This window comes from Devosia soli, assembly GCF_000970455.1.
Classification (GTDB): domain Bacteria; phylum Pseudomonadota; class Alphaproteobacteria; order Rhizobiales; family Devosiaceae; genus Devosia; species Devosia soli.
The window spans coordinates 52,023-65,784 of record NZ_LAJG01000025.1 but is presented as its reverse complement, the minus strand read 5'-3'; the positions used below and the strand labels follow the sequence as shown (position 1 = coordinate 65,784).

9 protein-coding genes are annotated in these 13,762 nt (G+C 59.5%); 2 read left to right on the top strand and 7 right to left on the bottom strand.

All coding sequences use genetic code 11. The annotated features are described in order from the left end of the window. Positions 1-174: 174 nt before the first annotated feature. A complete protein-coding gene (locus VW35_RS14985) occupies positions 175-2,601 on the bottom strand; it encodes a DUF4238 domain-containing protein (protein WP_046143899.1) in 2,427 nt (808 codons plus the stop codon). A 430-nt stretch (positions 2,602-3,031) separates the two neighbouring features. Here VW35_RS14985 and VW35_RS14980 point away from each other — a divergent pair, with 430 nt between their 5' ends. Further along, complete coding sequence (locus VW35_RS14980) at positions 3,032-4,255, top strand: MFS transporter (protein WP_046143898.1); 1,224 nt, start codon at positions 3,032-3,034, stop codon at positions 4,253-4,255. A gap of 3 nt (positions 4,256-4,258) precedes the next feature. On the opposite strand, the gene VW35_RS14975 is transcribed toward VW35_RS14980, so the two are convergent. The 6 genes from VW35_RS14975 to VW35_RS14950 form a co-directional block, all read right to left on the bottom strand. Beyond that, positions 4,259-5,605: an MFS transporter gene (locus VW35_RS14975; protein ID WP_046143897.1), complete on the bottom strand. Its 1,347-nt coding sequence runs from the start codon at positions 5,603-5,605 to the stop codon at positions 4,259-4,261. A 203-nt stretch (positions 5,606-5,808) separates the two neighbouring features. Continuing rightward, entirely contained in the window at positions 5,809-6,897 is a 1,089-nt protein-coding gene (locus tag VW35_RS14970) for an ABC transporter ATP-binding protein (RefSeq protein ID WP_046143896.1), read from the bottom strand. A 39-nt stretch (positions 6,898-6,936) separates the two neighbouring features. Continuing rightward, positions 6,937-7,764 (bottom strand): carbohydrate ABC transporter permease, encoded by an 828-nt coding sequence (locus VW35_RS14965; RefSeq protein WP_046143895.1) that lies wholly within the window; start codon positions 7,762-7,764, stop codon positions 6,937-6,939. Further along, entirely contained in the window at positions 7,761-8,651 is an 891-nt protein-coding gene (locus tag VW35_RS14960) for a carbohydrate ABC transporter permease (RefSeq protein WP_046143894.1), read from the bottom strand. The genes VW35_RS14965 and VW35_RS14960 overlap by 4 nt, the downstream gene beginning before the upstream one ends. Before the next feature lie 67 nt (positions 8,652-8,718). Continuing rightward, the gene (locus VW35_RS14955) at positions 8,719-10,008 is read right to left on the bottom strand and encodes an ABC transporter substrate-binding protein (protein ID WP_046143893.1); all 1,290 of its coding nucleotides are present in this window, start codon (positions 10,006-10,008) and stop codon (positions 8,719-8,721) included. Between the two features lie 52 nt (positions 10,009-10,060). Continuing rightward, positions 10,061-12,376 carry an alpha-L-rhamnosidase gene (locus VW35_RS14950; protein WP_046143956.1) on the bottom strand — a complete coding sequence of 772 codons (2,316 nt, stop codon included), beginning with the start codon at positions 12,374-12,376 and terminating at the stop codon, positions 10,061-10,063. A gap of 193 nt (positions 12,377-12,569) precedes the next feature. Here VW35_RS14950 and VW35_RS14945 point away from each other — a divergent pair, with 193 nt between their 5' ends. Further along, positions 12,570-13,607, top strand: coding sequence for a LacI family DNA-binding transcriptional regulator (locus VW35_RS14945; RefSeq protein ID WP_046143955.1), 1,038 nt, complete (start codon positions 12,570-12,572; stop codon positions 13,605-13,607). Positions 13,608-13,762: the final 155 nt, after the last annotated feature.

Genomic DNA, 13,762 nt, shown 5'->3' with positions numbered 1-13,762 from the left:
TGAACTCAAAGCGAGGATTTGCTGGAACGAGTTGAGGCGTGAGGCAGATCCATCGTCCCGAAATGTTCAATACCGAATGAAGTATCAGGTCGGTCCCGAACGCCATCCACCCCGTGATATGCCGGCTCATCAAGGCCGCAGTAGCTAAGCAATTTCGATGTCCAGCGGTAGACGTCATACCAGCCCTCCGTTAGGCCAGCGTTCGACAAACGTCGCCATGGGTACACCGTCAAGGTGATGCTCCGCACTCGACATCAGTAGCAATCGATTGATGTGATTGTCCTGAAGTCCACCCAGCCGGAACATGCTCGTGACCTTGCCCAAGCTATGGGGTACTCCGTTCTTGTCGAAAAACGCGTCCGCAACTGATTTGTTTCGATTGAAACGGGCCGCCAGTTGCGCCTCATAGTTCGGTCTTGTCGTGTCCGGCGTGGTCGTGCGCAGATATCGATACGCGCCGTCAAACACAGCCGTGATATCTGTGAAGGCGCGCTCATCCTTGAGCGTGATGAGCGGCTCGAAACCAATGGGAAAGCGGAGAGGAGACGCATGGACCATTGCCCGTAATTCATTGAGCGCTGCGGCGGTGCCCAGATACCTTCTGTTGAGAGCCAGCTGCAATTCCCGCCACCGAAACGGGCTGTCGGTCAGGATTTGCGCACCTGTCGCCTGGGCTAGGTACATTGTCATTTCGAAATTCGGCGCCATTTGCATGGCGTTCAACTGTCCGCCGGCGCCAAGGCTGCGCTCTTGCAGAACAGCCAGCGGATCATCAAGCCTCTCCTGCTCCAAGTACCGCAGCAGCACAGCAGTGTCGGCCGGAAGGTCGGCCTCCGGTAGTTCTGCTAAGCGCGACAGGTGTGCCTCGTCCGGCAGGCCCAGCATCATCCGACGCACATCTTCGTCAAGGATCTCATTCAGCCGGGCATCGTCTTTGAGGTCCAACTTCATCCACGGTCGCCGGGCCTCCGCCATCCTCATGGTCTGGTCTCGCAGATGTAAATCGAAGTCCCATGGGTCAGGAATAAGTTGGACGAGGCCGGCCTGCACCAAGGGAGCGAAGTTAAAGAAGGTCATGAGGGATTTGAGCACCTCTCCCCGATACGCGTGCGGGTCTTCCGTGGGGCGCATTTCCTTCTTCAGGGAAGCAGGATTGACGAACGGGTGCTGAATGATGATTTCGCCGAAATATAGAGGTGCGCCCAAGGCAAATTCGGCGATGAGCTTCGGATGCAACGACCCCGTAAAAACCGACCGGAACGTCCCGTCCGGCTTCGGCAACAATGCCAGAAGATCGGTTTCCCGTGGCCAGAGCGACGAATACATATCGTACAACGTCGCGATCTTTTCGTCGGTCATACTGCGGCGTATCTCGTCCCAATCCTTGCCGTCGAGCTCAAGGAAGTTCTCGATGCCGGTCAAGAACATCAGGTTCCGTTCGCGGATGCTCTTTTCTGTCCAACTGGTCCTTAAGTGCTGCGGTCTGCTCTTACAGCACGAAGAAAAGGGTAAGCCGGACCCGCATGGGCAAGGCTCGCGGTTCCCAATCGGTTGAGATGGCGCAGCCTTAACCAGCCAGGGGCGAGGACCTTCGCGCCGGCCAAACTCATCCTGATAATCCACCCGCCCATCTTCATATCCGACATATATCTCCCCCCCAAAATGGAAGAGCCCATCCTCCGGCGGAAGGAGGGTAGACCGGAGGTCCCGCCACGGCTTGGTTACCGTTTCCTCTGGGTACAACCACTCCCTTCGCCCGGCCGCGATGTACCTGTGCGCTCTGGCCTTCGCAATGAAGTTGATCTCGGTCACCTGCTCGTCAGTGAGGTGGCGAGTGCGGATAAAGTTGATCGTGTTCACGAGAGCGTTGTGGAAGCGTCGCGCAAACGTCCGTTTCTCAAGTGGACTGGCCGCGTGATCCTTTGCGTACTCGAGGTTGGTGAGGACCAGGCAGTGGTTCTGGCTGAGCGGGAAGATCGTCTGCGAACATTTCAATGCGATCGAGGGGTCGTCCGGGTACTTGTTTAGACGGTCTCGAGGCGGTGCAGCGTGGTTGTAAACTGTGACCGGATGATCGGTCAGGATGAATTTGGTGGTCGCTTGTTCGGCAGAAACGATCTCCCGGACACCTGTCGTCCAAGTGGTGCAGTTGAGCATTCTGATGCTCTGCATTTCCATCATCAGCTGATTTTGGGAAAGCTCGGGATACTGCTTGCGTAGCCAGGCAAGCCCTTTGGGCGTACGCAGCTTTTGGACGTCGAGGTACTCGAAGAGAGTTTCGAAGTTGCTGTGCCAGGCCGCCTGGTCGACGCCCTCAAATGCGCGGATGGCTTCGGCACCCCTGGTGTCAATATCACCGAAGAGCCTACGTTCGATCTCATCGCTCACGGCCGTGCCGAAGAAGGTGGAGTAGAGATCCTTCTCGACGAAGGCTCGCACCGTCGGTGTTCGATGCAACGATCGGCCGGGGACCTGGGTGCCATTCCCCTTCCGATGCATCGCGGGGGTCAGGTCGAGGTAGGCGAGCTCATTTTGCCCAGCGAGTAGAAACCGGCGCTGGTGCCATTGGGGAACGTAGTGGTTGTTTCTGGTAACCGACATCGAAAGTGGCTCCGTCCAAATCGCGCCTATGCGCACAGACGATCCCGCTGTTGCTAGACTCGGGCGTCGTCTCTAGATTTCGAACGGGAAAATATGGTTACCGAAATATTGATGACAACTTCTACGTGAAGAAATCATCGCGGTAGACATTTTATGATGTAGTCGCTGACACTTTATGACGTAGAGCGTTGCCGATTTCCGGGCGTCTCAGCCATCTACGACGACAACTTATGATGTCGGACACACGAATCCCCATTTTGCGCACGCCTTTTGCCATATCGGTGTGATGGCGCTGACGACAACGCCCTCCAGCAGCGGCCACGCCAAACAATCATCTTCCATCGCTTATCCGCCAGAGTTTTTTCTTGCGACTGTCTGTTTGGGCGCGTTCCAATCGTCGCGGAGGTACAACTTTTGGAGGAACCTTCGAATGGAACGACATTACGGATGGGTCATCGTCGCTGCCGGCGCATTGATCACTTGCATCGCCATGGGCGCCATGTTCGCCTTGCCGGTCTATCTCCAGCCGATGGCAGACGATACAGGTTGGACTCGGGCCGGCATTTCCGGCGCCATGACGATTGGTTTTGTTGTGATGGGCGTTGCGGGCTTTATCTGGGGCACGCTGACCGACCGGATCGGCGCGCGGCCGGTCGTGTTGATAGCGGCATTGATGCTCGGCCTCGGGCTGTTTATCGCCAGCCGCGCCCATGATTTGCTCGTTTTCCAGTTCGCTTATGGCGGTCTTGTCGGCGCGTCCGGCGGTGCGTTCTTTGCACCTTTGATCGCGACGACGCTTGGATGGTTCGACAAGAACCGCAGCCTTGCCGTATCGCTGGTTTCGCTTGGCGGCGGCATTGCCCCGATGGTCGTCACGCCGCTCGCGACTATCCTGATCGAGACCTATGGCTGGCGCGACGCCATGACGATGACTGCGATTACCGCCGCGGTATTAATCTTCCCGGCGGCCTTCCTGATCCGGCGCGCTCCGGAAGCAATCGAGGCTGCACCAAGTCCCGCAAGCGATCTCGCTCCGGCCGAGCCGGCGCCGTCAAACATGACGGCCGTGTTTCGCAAGCCGCAATTCTTCATTCTGGCGGGCGTGTTCTTCCTCTGCTGCGCCGCTCATTCCGGACCGATTTTTCACACGGTCAGCTATGCCATGCTCTGTGGGGCTTCCGCACTGGCGGCGGCGAGCATCTATAGCGTCGAAGGCGTTGCAGGGCTATTCGGCCGCCTGATTTTCGGCGTCCTTGCCGATCGCATCGGGGTCAAGCGCATCATCGTGGGCGGCCTCGCGCTGCAGGCAGTCGGCATTTATTGCTATATCTATGTCAGTGAGCTTCAGCATTTTTATATGCTCGCCGTCGTGCTCGGCATGGTCTATGGCGGCGTGATGCCGCTCTATTCGGTGTTGGCCCGGGATTATTTCGGCCCGAAGGTGATGGGCACGGTGCTGGGCGGCATCACCATGACTTCCTCGATCGGCATGGCTTTTGGACCAGTCGGCGGCGGCTGGCTTTTCGATACTTTCGGCGATTATCACTGGCTCTATGTTGCCTCGGCGGGCGTGGGCCTCGCGGGTGCCGCGCTGGCGCTGGCCTTTCCGCCCAAGCGCCGCGACGTCACGCCGGCAGAAGCTCTGCCGGCGTGACGGTCAGGCGGGGTCGGCAACCGCCGTCCCGCCATTTCCGTCGTCGTCCTTGTTGCTGGCATAAGCCGCCGACAGTTCACGATAATAGCGTGAGTTGAAGGCAAGGATGGTGACCGTCAGGCCGATGAAGCCGGCAACGGTGAACACGAGAGCGATGCCACGCGCTGGTCCTGTGCCGAACCAAGATCCTATGGTCTGGGCCCCTGCCCCGTCCGTCATGAATGGAATCACGACGAACTGCGTGAGTGGGCCAATCAGAAACGCCGTCAGTGGCGAAGCGGCTTGTTCGACCGATTGCGCAAAGCCAAAGACGCGCCCCTGCCGTTCGAGCGGCACCACTTTCTGCAGCGTCGTATGTTCAGCCGCTTCCGCATAGGGCCCAAGCAGCATCCAGACAAAACATCCGGCGGCCAACAGCCAGATCGAGGTTTGAAACGTGAATACGCAGCATACCGACCAGGTCATAACGTTGACGAGCAGCAGCGTGCGCAGCGGGTTTTTGCCGAGCCCTGTCTTTGAAATGACGATGCCGCTGACGATGAAGGCAGTAGAGAGAAAGCCGAACAACAGCCCCCAGGTCTCGACTGAAACCATGGATAGTCCATAGGCGTCGAGCAGTGCCATGAAGATGCCGCCCAGGAAATTGTTGAAGGTGGCAAAGAAAATAAGCGCAAAAAGGCCCGGCACAGCGGCGACGACGCGGATCGTCCCGGCCAGATCAACGCGCTTCGGCTCCATCGGCTGTTCAGGATCTTCGACCGCCCTGCCCTCATCCAGCTTGACCCAAAGAAGGTGCAGAAACGCCAGGACGGTTGCGCTGAGGGCCATGATTTGCACGCCCAGCATTCCGGTATATGCGACAAGGAAACCGGAGATGACCGAAGTGGTCAGAAAGCCGATACCGGTCACCATGCCGACGAGCCCGTTGGCCTTATCGCGATTGTCTTCGGCAATGAGCATGGTCACGAGCGTCGGCAGGGCGATCGACCGGATATTGCCGGCGATGACGCCGAGCATGACGATGAGGATAAAGATCCAGAGATAGGGCCCGTATGGATTTGTGAAGGCGCCTTCGGGCTCCAGCAGCACCATGACGACGCCGATCGCATAGCAGAGCCCAGACGCAACGCTGGAGCCGAGCATCGCGATCTTCTTGGAATTATGATCGACGATCGAGCCGAACCAAATACCGAAGCTGGCGGTAAACACGAGGAAAATACCGGCAATCATGCCGGTCGCGAAAACCGACTCGGTTTCGATGAAGACCCAGAAGGTCACAGCGAACCACACAGTAAAATTCGTGACATTGGCCACGAGATTGTTGGCAAGGATCTGGTGAAATGGCGTCATCGAACTTTCCTCCAACCTCAATCTACTTCGCTGTCGGCCGAGCGGAAACGTCTTTGCTCCGGTCAGCGTGGTTACCCAGTCTTTCCGGCCTAATTTTACGCCAGCCAACGACAGTGCATGTCAGCGACGAATGAGAGGGAAGCGTTTCGACATAAAAAAAAGGCCCCGGCAATGCCGGGGCCAGTCGGGAGGATTGTTTCAGCTCAGGCGGGTGTCGGCAGCAGTGCCTTGCCGGCCGCGTCGAACAGGATCGCCTTTGCCGGCTCTGCAGCGAGAGCGAGGCTTTCGCCGATGCGTAACGCTTGGTCGCCATCGAGCACGGCGAGCCAGGCAGTGCCCGATGCCAATTCAATATTGACGATAGTTTCGTTGCCGAGCCGCTCGACGATCGCAACGCGTCCGACGATGGCGCCGGTATTGGCTGGGCTCAGATCATGCGGGCGAATGCCGAGGGTCAGGGTATCACCGACACTGATACCCGCCGTCGCCGCCGGGACCCGAAGACTGGCCACGTCCTTGCTGCCGACGGTAATGGCATCGGGCCCGATGGCTTCAACCGCCACCTCGACAAAGTTCATCTTCGGCGAGCCGATGAAGCCGGCGACAAAGCGGTTCTGCGGCCGCTGATAAAGTTCGATCGGGCTGCCGACCTGCTGCACGACGCCGGCATCGAGCACGACGATCTTGTCGGCCAAGGTCATGGCTTCGACCTGGTCGTGGGTCACATAGATCATGGTCGCGCCAAGGTCGGCATGGAGCTTGGCGATTTCCATGCGCGTGTCGACACGCAGGGCCGCGTCGAGATTGGACAGCGGCTCGTCGAACAGGAAGACTTCGGGCTGCCGCACAATGGCACGGCCGATAGCGACGCGCTGGCGCTGGCCGCCCGACAATTGGCCGGGTTTGCGATCGAGCAGGTGCTCCATTTTCAGGATGCGCGCCGCTTCGCGGATCTTTTGGTCGCGGACATCCTTGGGCGTCTTGGCGAGTTTGAGGCCAAAGCCGACATTGTCGTAGACCGTCATATGCGGATAGAGCGCATAGGACTGGAAGACCATGGCGATCGAGCGGTCGCGCGGCTCGACGTCGTTGCAGAGCTTGTCCCCGATATAAAGCTCGCCGCCGGTGATGTCCTCGAGACCGGCGATCATCCGCAAGAGGGTGGACTTGCCGCAGCCCGAGGGGCCGACGAAGACGACGAATTCGCCATCCTCGATATCGAGGTCCACGCCCTTGATGACCTCGACCTTGCCATAGGTCTTCTGGATGTTTTTCAGTTCCAAACCGGCCATGGTCAGGTCGCCTCGCTGAGAGTTTTGATAGTCATCGCCCTATCCCTTGACCGCGCCAGCCGTCATGCCGGCCACGATCTGCCGGTTGAAGAACATGAAGACGATCAGCGGCGGGATGGTGATGAGCATGATATTGGTGAACAAGAGATTGTAGGCGGTGCTGAACTGGCTCTGGAAATTATAGAGCGTCAGTTGCACGGTAGCGTTCTGATTGCCCGGCAGATAATAGAGCGGATTGGTGAAATCGTTGAATATGCCGACCGATTGGACCACGATATTGGTCACCGTCACCGGCCAGAGCAGCGGCAGGATGATGCGGAAGAACACATCGAGCGGTCGCGCGCCGTCGATCACCGCCGCTTCGTCGAGCTCGCGCGGAATGGTAGCGATAAAGGCGCGATAGAGGATGATCGAAAACGGCAGGTTGTAGGCTACCTGGATCAGGATCATGCCATGGAGCGTGCCGAACAGTTTCAGACCCTGCAGCAACCAGATCGTCGGCACCACGGCTGGTGGGATCATGAGACCGGCAAGGATCAGGAACTCAATCAGTCCATTCCACCTGGTCTTGCGCCGCGCGAGGACGAAGCCGACCATCGCTGCGAGCACGATCAGCAGTGTCACGCTGACCACGGTGATGAGCGAGGAGTTGATAAACGCCGTGATCATCATCCAATTGCGGGTCTTGACCACCTCATAGAGGTTGTCCCAGAGGTGGAAACCGTTTGGCCAGGAAAAGTCACGCAGCGCGGACTGCTGCTTGTCCTTGAAAGCCATCAGGATGATGAACAGGAACGGGATCACGAAGACCACGAAAGTGGCCGCGATGGCGGCAACGCCGCCGATGATGGAGCCGCGCGATCTCATTCGTGACCCTGCTTGCGGTTAAGGAACATGGTCAGCGGCACGACAAGCACGGCGATGAGAATGAAGAGCACCACATTGCCTGCGGTCGAAAGGCCATAAAAGCCCGCCTGATATTGCTTGTAGATCACCGAGGCGACGGTGTCGGAGGCAAAGCCCGGCCCGCCCTTTGTCATGGCCCAGATCAGGTCGAAGGTGCGAAGGCCACCGATGAAGCTGAGCGTAATCACGGTCGCAGTTGCCGGCCGGCTCAGCGGCAGCGTGACATAAATGAAATTCTGCAGCCTGGTCGCGCCATCGATGCGCGCGGCCTCGTAGTAGTCTTTGGGAATGGCCACGAGACCGGCGATGTAAATAACTGTAGCAAGGCCCACGCCTTTCCAGACGTCGACAAGCGCCACCGAGAACAGCGCGAGTTTCGGGTCAACGAGCCAGCCCGGACCGGCGATGCCAAACAGCGCCAGCGCCTGATTGATCATGCCCTGCGTAGGATGCATCAGCACGGTGAAGGTCATGCCGACGCCGATGGTCGAGACGAGAACCGGAAAGAAGATGACGGAGCGGAGGTAACCGCGCGCCATGATCTGGCTCGTGAGCATCACGGCCAGTGCCATGCCGATGACCACCTTCAAGCCCGATGTGACAACGGCATAGATAACGGTGTTGACGAGGCCCTGGATAAGGAAGGGCTCGCGAAAAAACTGCGCGAAATTGTCGAAACCGATGAACGTCGCGTCGAACAATGTCCAGCGCGTCAGGCTGAAATAGAGCGAGGCGAAGGTCGGCGCCAGGAACAGCACGGAATAGACCACTGCAGCCGGTAGATAAAACCAGCCTGGGTAAAGGGACCTCCGCTGCATTTTGAGCGCAGGAGCAGCCGCTGCCGTCATGGAAACCTCGTAATGCGTTGCGGCTCCGGAGGGTTTTCCTCCGGAGCCAGAGCATGCTCAGGAATGATTACCAGCCGGCAAGGCCAAGCTGCTGGGCCTGCTTGCGCACGTCTTCGTCATAAAGGGCAGCGCCCTCGGCAGCCGGACGAATGCCCGAGCCCACTTCGACGGTGATCTGCTCGAGCGCCGGACCCTTGACGGGCGAGAGGAACTCGAGCGCCGGAGCGTTCTGGCCGCCTTCCTGGAAGTAGGGCAGCATGTCCGAAACGGCCGGCGGCACGTCGGCGGGCAGTTCGCAGCCGGCGATCATGTAAGGACCGGTGGCGCCGACGGCTTCATTGCGGATGTCGCATCCTTCGGGCGAAGCAACGAAGGACACGAAATCCTTGGCGAGGTCCGGGCTGGCCGTGGTCTTGGCGACATAGATCGAGTCCGGCATCCAGGTGGTGAGGCCGTTCTTGTCGGCGCTGTCGCCGGGCAGCGCGAAGAAGCCGACGTCCTGGATGTGATCCGGAACGGTTTCGGCAATCGCGCCGATGCCAAAGGTCAGCATCGGATAGTGCGCACCCTCGCCCATGGCGACCATGCGCAGACCATCGGGATAGGTTGCCGCGCCGAAATCGGCGTTGAAGAGATCGGCATCATGGACTTCCTGCAGCTTTTCGAAGCTGCGCAGCGCGGCCGGCGTGGTCGCGAACTTGGCCTCGTTCGCCGTGAACTGCTCGGCAAACTGCGGGTCTTCGGCCAGCACGTTGAAGAAGTCGGCGAGCACGATCACCTGGCTGGTCCAGGTTTCGCCATAGGTCTGGATGACGGCGGTTTTGCCGGCAGCCTTGATCTTTTCGTTATTGGCCATGAACTCGTCCCAGGTCTTGGGAATTTCGAGGCCAAGCTCTTCATAGATCGGCTTGTTGTAGAAGATGCCGCCGCCCATGGCCGGAGCGAAGGGCGCGCCATAGACTTCGCCACCCGCCGAAACGACCGACTTGAAGCTGTCCTGCACGTTTGCCTGGAAGGCTTCGCCTGTCAGCGGCAGAAGGTTCTGCGCCGGGTTCAGCGCCTGAAACAGCGAGCCCGAATTGTAGAAGAACACGTCGGCCATGGCGCCCGTGGCAAGGCGGGTCTTGACGATATTGTCGCCTTCACCGCCACCGGGGCGCACTTCGATGTCGATGGTCACATCCGGGTTCTTCTCGGTATAAGCGGCCACCCAGGCTTCCGCCACGGCAACCGATTGCGGGCCGTTGTCGATGAGAAACGACAAATAGCCGGACTGCTGCGCATAGACGGCGTTGGCCGTCATCATCAGTCCCAGCGTACTGGCACCCATCAGGGCGAAAAGTTTGGTCTTGGTCATGGTCTACCTCCCTGTGGACCTGCCTTTGCAGGCCCGGTTGAAATCGAACGCCTTATGGCGTGTTGGCATTCACCCGCGACTTCTCGCGCGCCGTGCGCTGAGGCGGGGTGTAGTTGAATGAGATGGTGTGCTTGCCGGGGCTCAGGGCCACATCCACCTGCCCCACCGGAGCGCCATCGAGCATCGCATCGCGATAGCTGTTCGCAAGGCGCAGCACGCCGCGGCTTTGTGCCGGCACTTCGATCTCGTAGCGCACAGCCTCGCCCGTGATGGTCCAGGCGGCGGTGATCTTGCCGGCGGGGCTGTCGTGCTCGGCTGCCACAGGCGACAATTCCGGCAGGATGACCGGCTCGAAGACGACGGTCTTGAATGCCGGATCGTTCTGTTCCGGCCGGAAACCGGCCACGCTTTCCAGGAGCCACTGGCACACGGCGCCATAGGCATAGTGATTGTATGAATTCATCTGCGGGTTGTAGATCGATCCGTCAGCCTGGATCGCGTCCCAGCGCTCCCAGATCGTCGTCGCGCCCATCTTCACCTGGTAGAGCCAGCCCGGGACCTCTTCCTGGAGGAAAACTTCGCTGGCAAGACCCCATTCCCCGATCTTGATCAGGGCCGGCAGCAGCGCTGGCGTACCGATGAAGCCCGTCCCGATACGGCGGTCGGCACGATCGATCGTGTGCTTGAAATAGCCCTTGGTCGCTTCATACTTATCGGCCGGGATCAGGTCATGCACGATCGCCAGCGCATAGGAGGTCTGGTCGTCATAGGCCAGCCGTCCGGATGCCGTGATGAATTCGCTGGCGAATGCTGCCTTGACGGCGTCCGCCATCTTGGCAAGGCGCTGCTCGGTCGCGGTGTCGCCAACGATGCCAGCAATCTTGGCGACCTGCTTGGCCGCAATATGGAGATAGATCGTTGCCGCAGCGTCGTCGCCGATCGTCGGCAGCGGCTTTGCACTCGGCCCCTTGGGCTGCAGCCAATCCCCGAAGGAGAAACCACGCGCGCCCCATTCGCGCGGCGGCGATACGATCGGCCCATCGCTGATCGACCAGACGAAATCGACCCAGCGCACCATATTCGGCAGCACTTCCTTGAGGAAGGCCGTGTCGCCATAGTGCAGATACACCTGCCACGGCACTTCGTGAATGGCATCGCCCCAGCCGGTCGAGCCGAAAAAGCCGGGATAGTGCTCGGGCTGCAGCCGGGTCGGATCAGGACAAACATGGGGAACGGCGCCATCTTCGCGCTGATCGACCATCAGGTCACGCACCCACTTTTGGAAGAAATTGTGCACGTCGCCGAGATAGGCGGCGGTACCGGCAAAAACCTGCGCGTCGCCGGTCCAGCCGAGGCGTTCGTCACGCTGCGGGCAATCGGTCGGCACTTCGATGAAATTGCCGCGCTGGCTCCAGAGCGTATTGAGGAACAGACGATTGACGAGCGGATTACCCGAGGTGAACGTCGCCTTCTGCTCCGTCACCGAACTGATCGGGATCGCCTTGATGTCGATCAGCTTGGCATCACCCGTAATGGTGATGCGAGCATAGCGGAAACCCTGGAAGGTGAAATGCGGGCGATAGTCTTCCGTCCCCTGACCCGCCAGCGTGTAGGTCAGCGTGGCCTCCGCAGTACGGTAATTGACGTTGTAGAAATTGCCGTCCTTATCGAGCACTTCGGCATGTTCGATGACGACCGTCGCGCCCGCGGCGCCAGTGACAGCAATGGCGACATATCCGCCGATATTCTGGGCAAAGTCGAAAACCTGCCGGCCCTCCGCATCGGTCCAGGCTTTGGTCACGGCCAGCGCGTCGAGCTCGCGAACCGGCGTTGTCTCGTGAGCGACGAGACGAGCGGCGTCAAAGGAAATCTCTTCTGTTCCGGCGGAGACCGTCGGCGCGATGCGTGCGTCGAAGGTCTCGCCGAAATAAATGCCCGACTTGCGGATCGGCAGCTCGCCGCTTTCCCAGGACGCGTCTGTCACGAGCACCGGTTCGGCGTCGCCAGCCTTGGCGCGCAGCTCGATCAGGGCGGCAATCTGACTGCCCCAGGTGTTGTAGATCGGAAATTGGCCCCACATCAGCTGCGAGCGTAGCCAGCCATCGCCAAGCCAGATTTCGATGCGGTTTTCACCCGGCACCAACAACGAGCCGATTTCATAAGTCTGGTAGCTGAGACGCGCGTCGTAAGCCGTCCAGCCGGGCGTAAGGATATCGCGGCCAACGCGCTTCCCGTTAATGAAGCAGATGTAGAGGCCGAGCGCCGATATATCGAGAATTTCGCTGCCGGAAACGGTATCGAGTGAAAAGGATTTCGCGATGAAACTGGCTGCGGTCCCTACTCCCCTGTCGGCCAAGGGACGCACCATCTTGGCGGTCCAGGCACGCGTAGACGCTCGGGAGCTGGAAGCCAGCTCTGCGGCAGTTTCATTCAACACGGCGTAGTCTCCTCAGGCCACTTTTGCGGCCGTAAACTGTTCTACGTGTAGCGTTCTACATTTTTGCGATCTTCGCAATAGGCTTTTTATCGGTTAGGTGCGAAAAGAAGCGCAGAGGACCATCATGCAGAAAAAGACCGGGCCGAGAACGCCACGCATCACGATCCGCGAGGTAGCGAGCGATGCCGGTGTGTCCGTGGCCGCTGTCTCGAAAGTTCTGCGCGATGCCTATGGGGTCAGCGAAGCCCTGCGCGCCAAAGTGCAGGCGTCGATGGAAAAGCTCAATTATCGTCCCCTAGCTTCCGCCCGAGGGCTGCGTGGGCGCACCTACACCATCGGCCTGCTGCTGCCAGATCTGCGCAACCCGTTTTTTGCCGACATTTTCGATGGCGTGACCTCAGCGCTCGCGCGGACGCAATACCAGGCAATGCAGGGGATTTCGGTGACGGCGAGCGAACTGGTCGACGCCATGATCGATCGCCAGATGGATGGCCTGATCCTTATCGGCCCCAATGAAATGGCAGAGCGCATCAGCGAAATCGCCCATCGCGTGCCACTCGTCCTCATTGGCCATCACGAGCCCGGCGACGAGAGTTTTGATACCGTCAACAACGACGATCAACTCGGTGCGCGTCTTGTCGTTCGGCATCTTCATGCCAATGGCTATCGCCGTATCGCCATGATCAGTCTCGCGCGGGCGTCGACCGTGGTTTCCCAGCGCGAGCTGGGATACCGTCTTGAAATGGTCGACCACGGTCTGGGCAGTGATACCTTGATCATTCGCTCGACCCAGGTGCTGCGCGACGTGCAGCTTGCCGTCCGCCGCCTTCTGGAATCGGACAATCGGCCGGACGCCATCTTCTGCTGGACCGACCTCATCGCCATCGAGGCGATCAGTGTGGCGACGGAACTCGGAGTATCCATACCGCACGATGTTGCCATCGTCGGCTATGACAACACCATGTATTGCGATTTCGCGCAGCACCGGCTGACCAGCGTCGATCAGTCGGGCGAGCTCCTCGGTATTCAGGCGGCGCGTCTGCTTGTAGAGCGTATTGAGGGCCGGACCGCGCCCGAGCATTTCGTCGTCACGCCCAGAATTGTCGCCCGCGCCAGCTCAGCTAAGTCTTCCCGAACCTCTAAATCCGGCCAAGACCGTTGACACGCTAAGGGTTTGCGCTATGGTCCGCGCCGCAAGGTCTGCCGGATTGACTGTTTTTACTCATTGCGCCTGCTGCCCGCCTTCCCGCGCAAGAAGACAAGCAATCCCGCGCTCGATCCGACTTTCGGCCTCCGCCACTGCCCCGGACCACGAGT

Bases quoted from the DNA above. Each gene is read 5' to 3' on its own strand.
- VW35_RS14985 (WP_046143899.1), bottom strand. From the start codon at position 2,601: ATGTCGGTTACCAGAAACAACCACTACGTTCCCCAATGGCACCAGCGC.
- VW35_RS14980 (WP_046143898.1), top strand. From the start codon at position 3,032: ATGGAACGACATTACGGATGGGTCATCGTCGCTGCCGGCGCATTGATC.
- VW35_RS14975 (WP_046143897.1), bottom strand. From the start codon at position 5,605: ATGACGCCATTTCACCAGATCCTTGCCAACAATCTCGTGGCCAATGTC.
- VW35_RS14970 (WP_046143896.1), bottom strand. From the start codon at position 6,897: ATGGCCGGTTTGGAACTGAAAAACATCCAGAAGACCTATGGCAAGGTC.
- VW35_RS14965 (WP_046143895.1), bottom strand. From the start codon at position 7,764: ATGAGATCGCGCGGCTCCATCATCGGCGGCGTTGCCGCCATCGCGGCC.
- VW35_RS14960 (WP_046143894.1), bottom strand. From the start codon at position 8,651: ATGACGGCAGCGGCTGCTCCTGCGCTCAAAATGCAGCGGAGGTCCCTT.
- VW35_RS14955 (WP_046143893.1), bottom strand. From the start codon at position 10,008: ATGACCAAGACCAAACTTTTCGCCCTGATGGGTGCCAGTACGCTGGGA.
- VW35_RS14950 (WP_046143956.1), bottom strand. From the start codon at position 12,376: ATGGTGCGTCCCTTGGCCGACAGGGGAGTAGGGACCGCAGCCAGTTTC.
- VW35_RS14945 (WP_046143955.1), top strand. From the start codon at position 12,570: ATGCAGAAAAAGACCGGGCCGAGAACGCCACGCATCACGATCCGCGAG.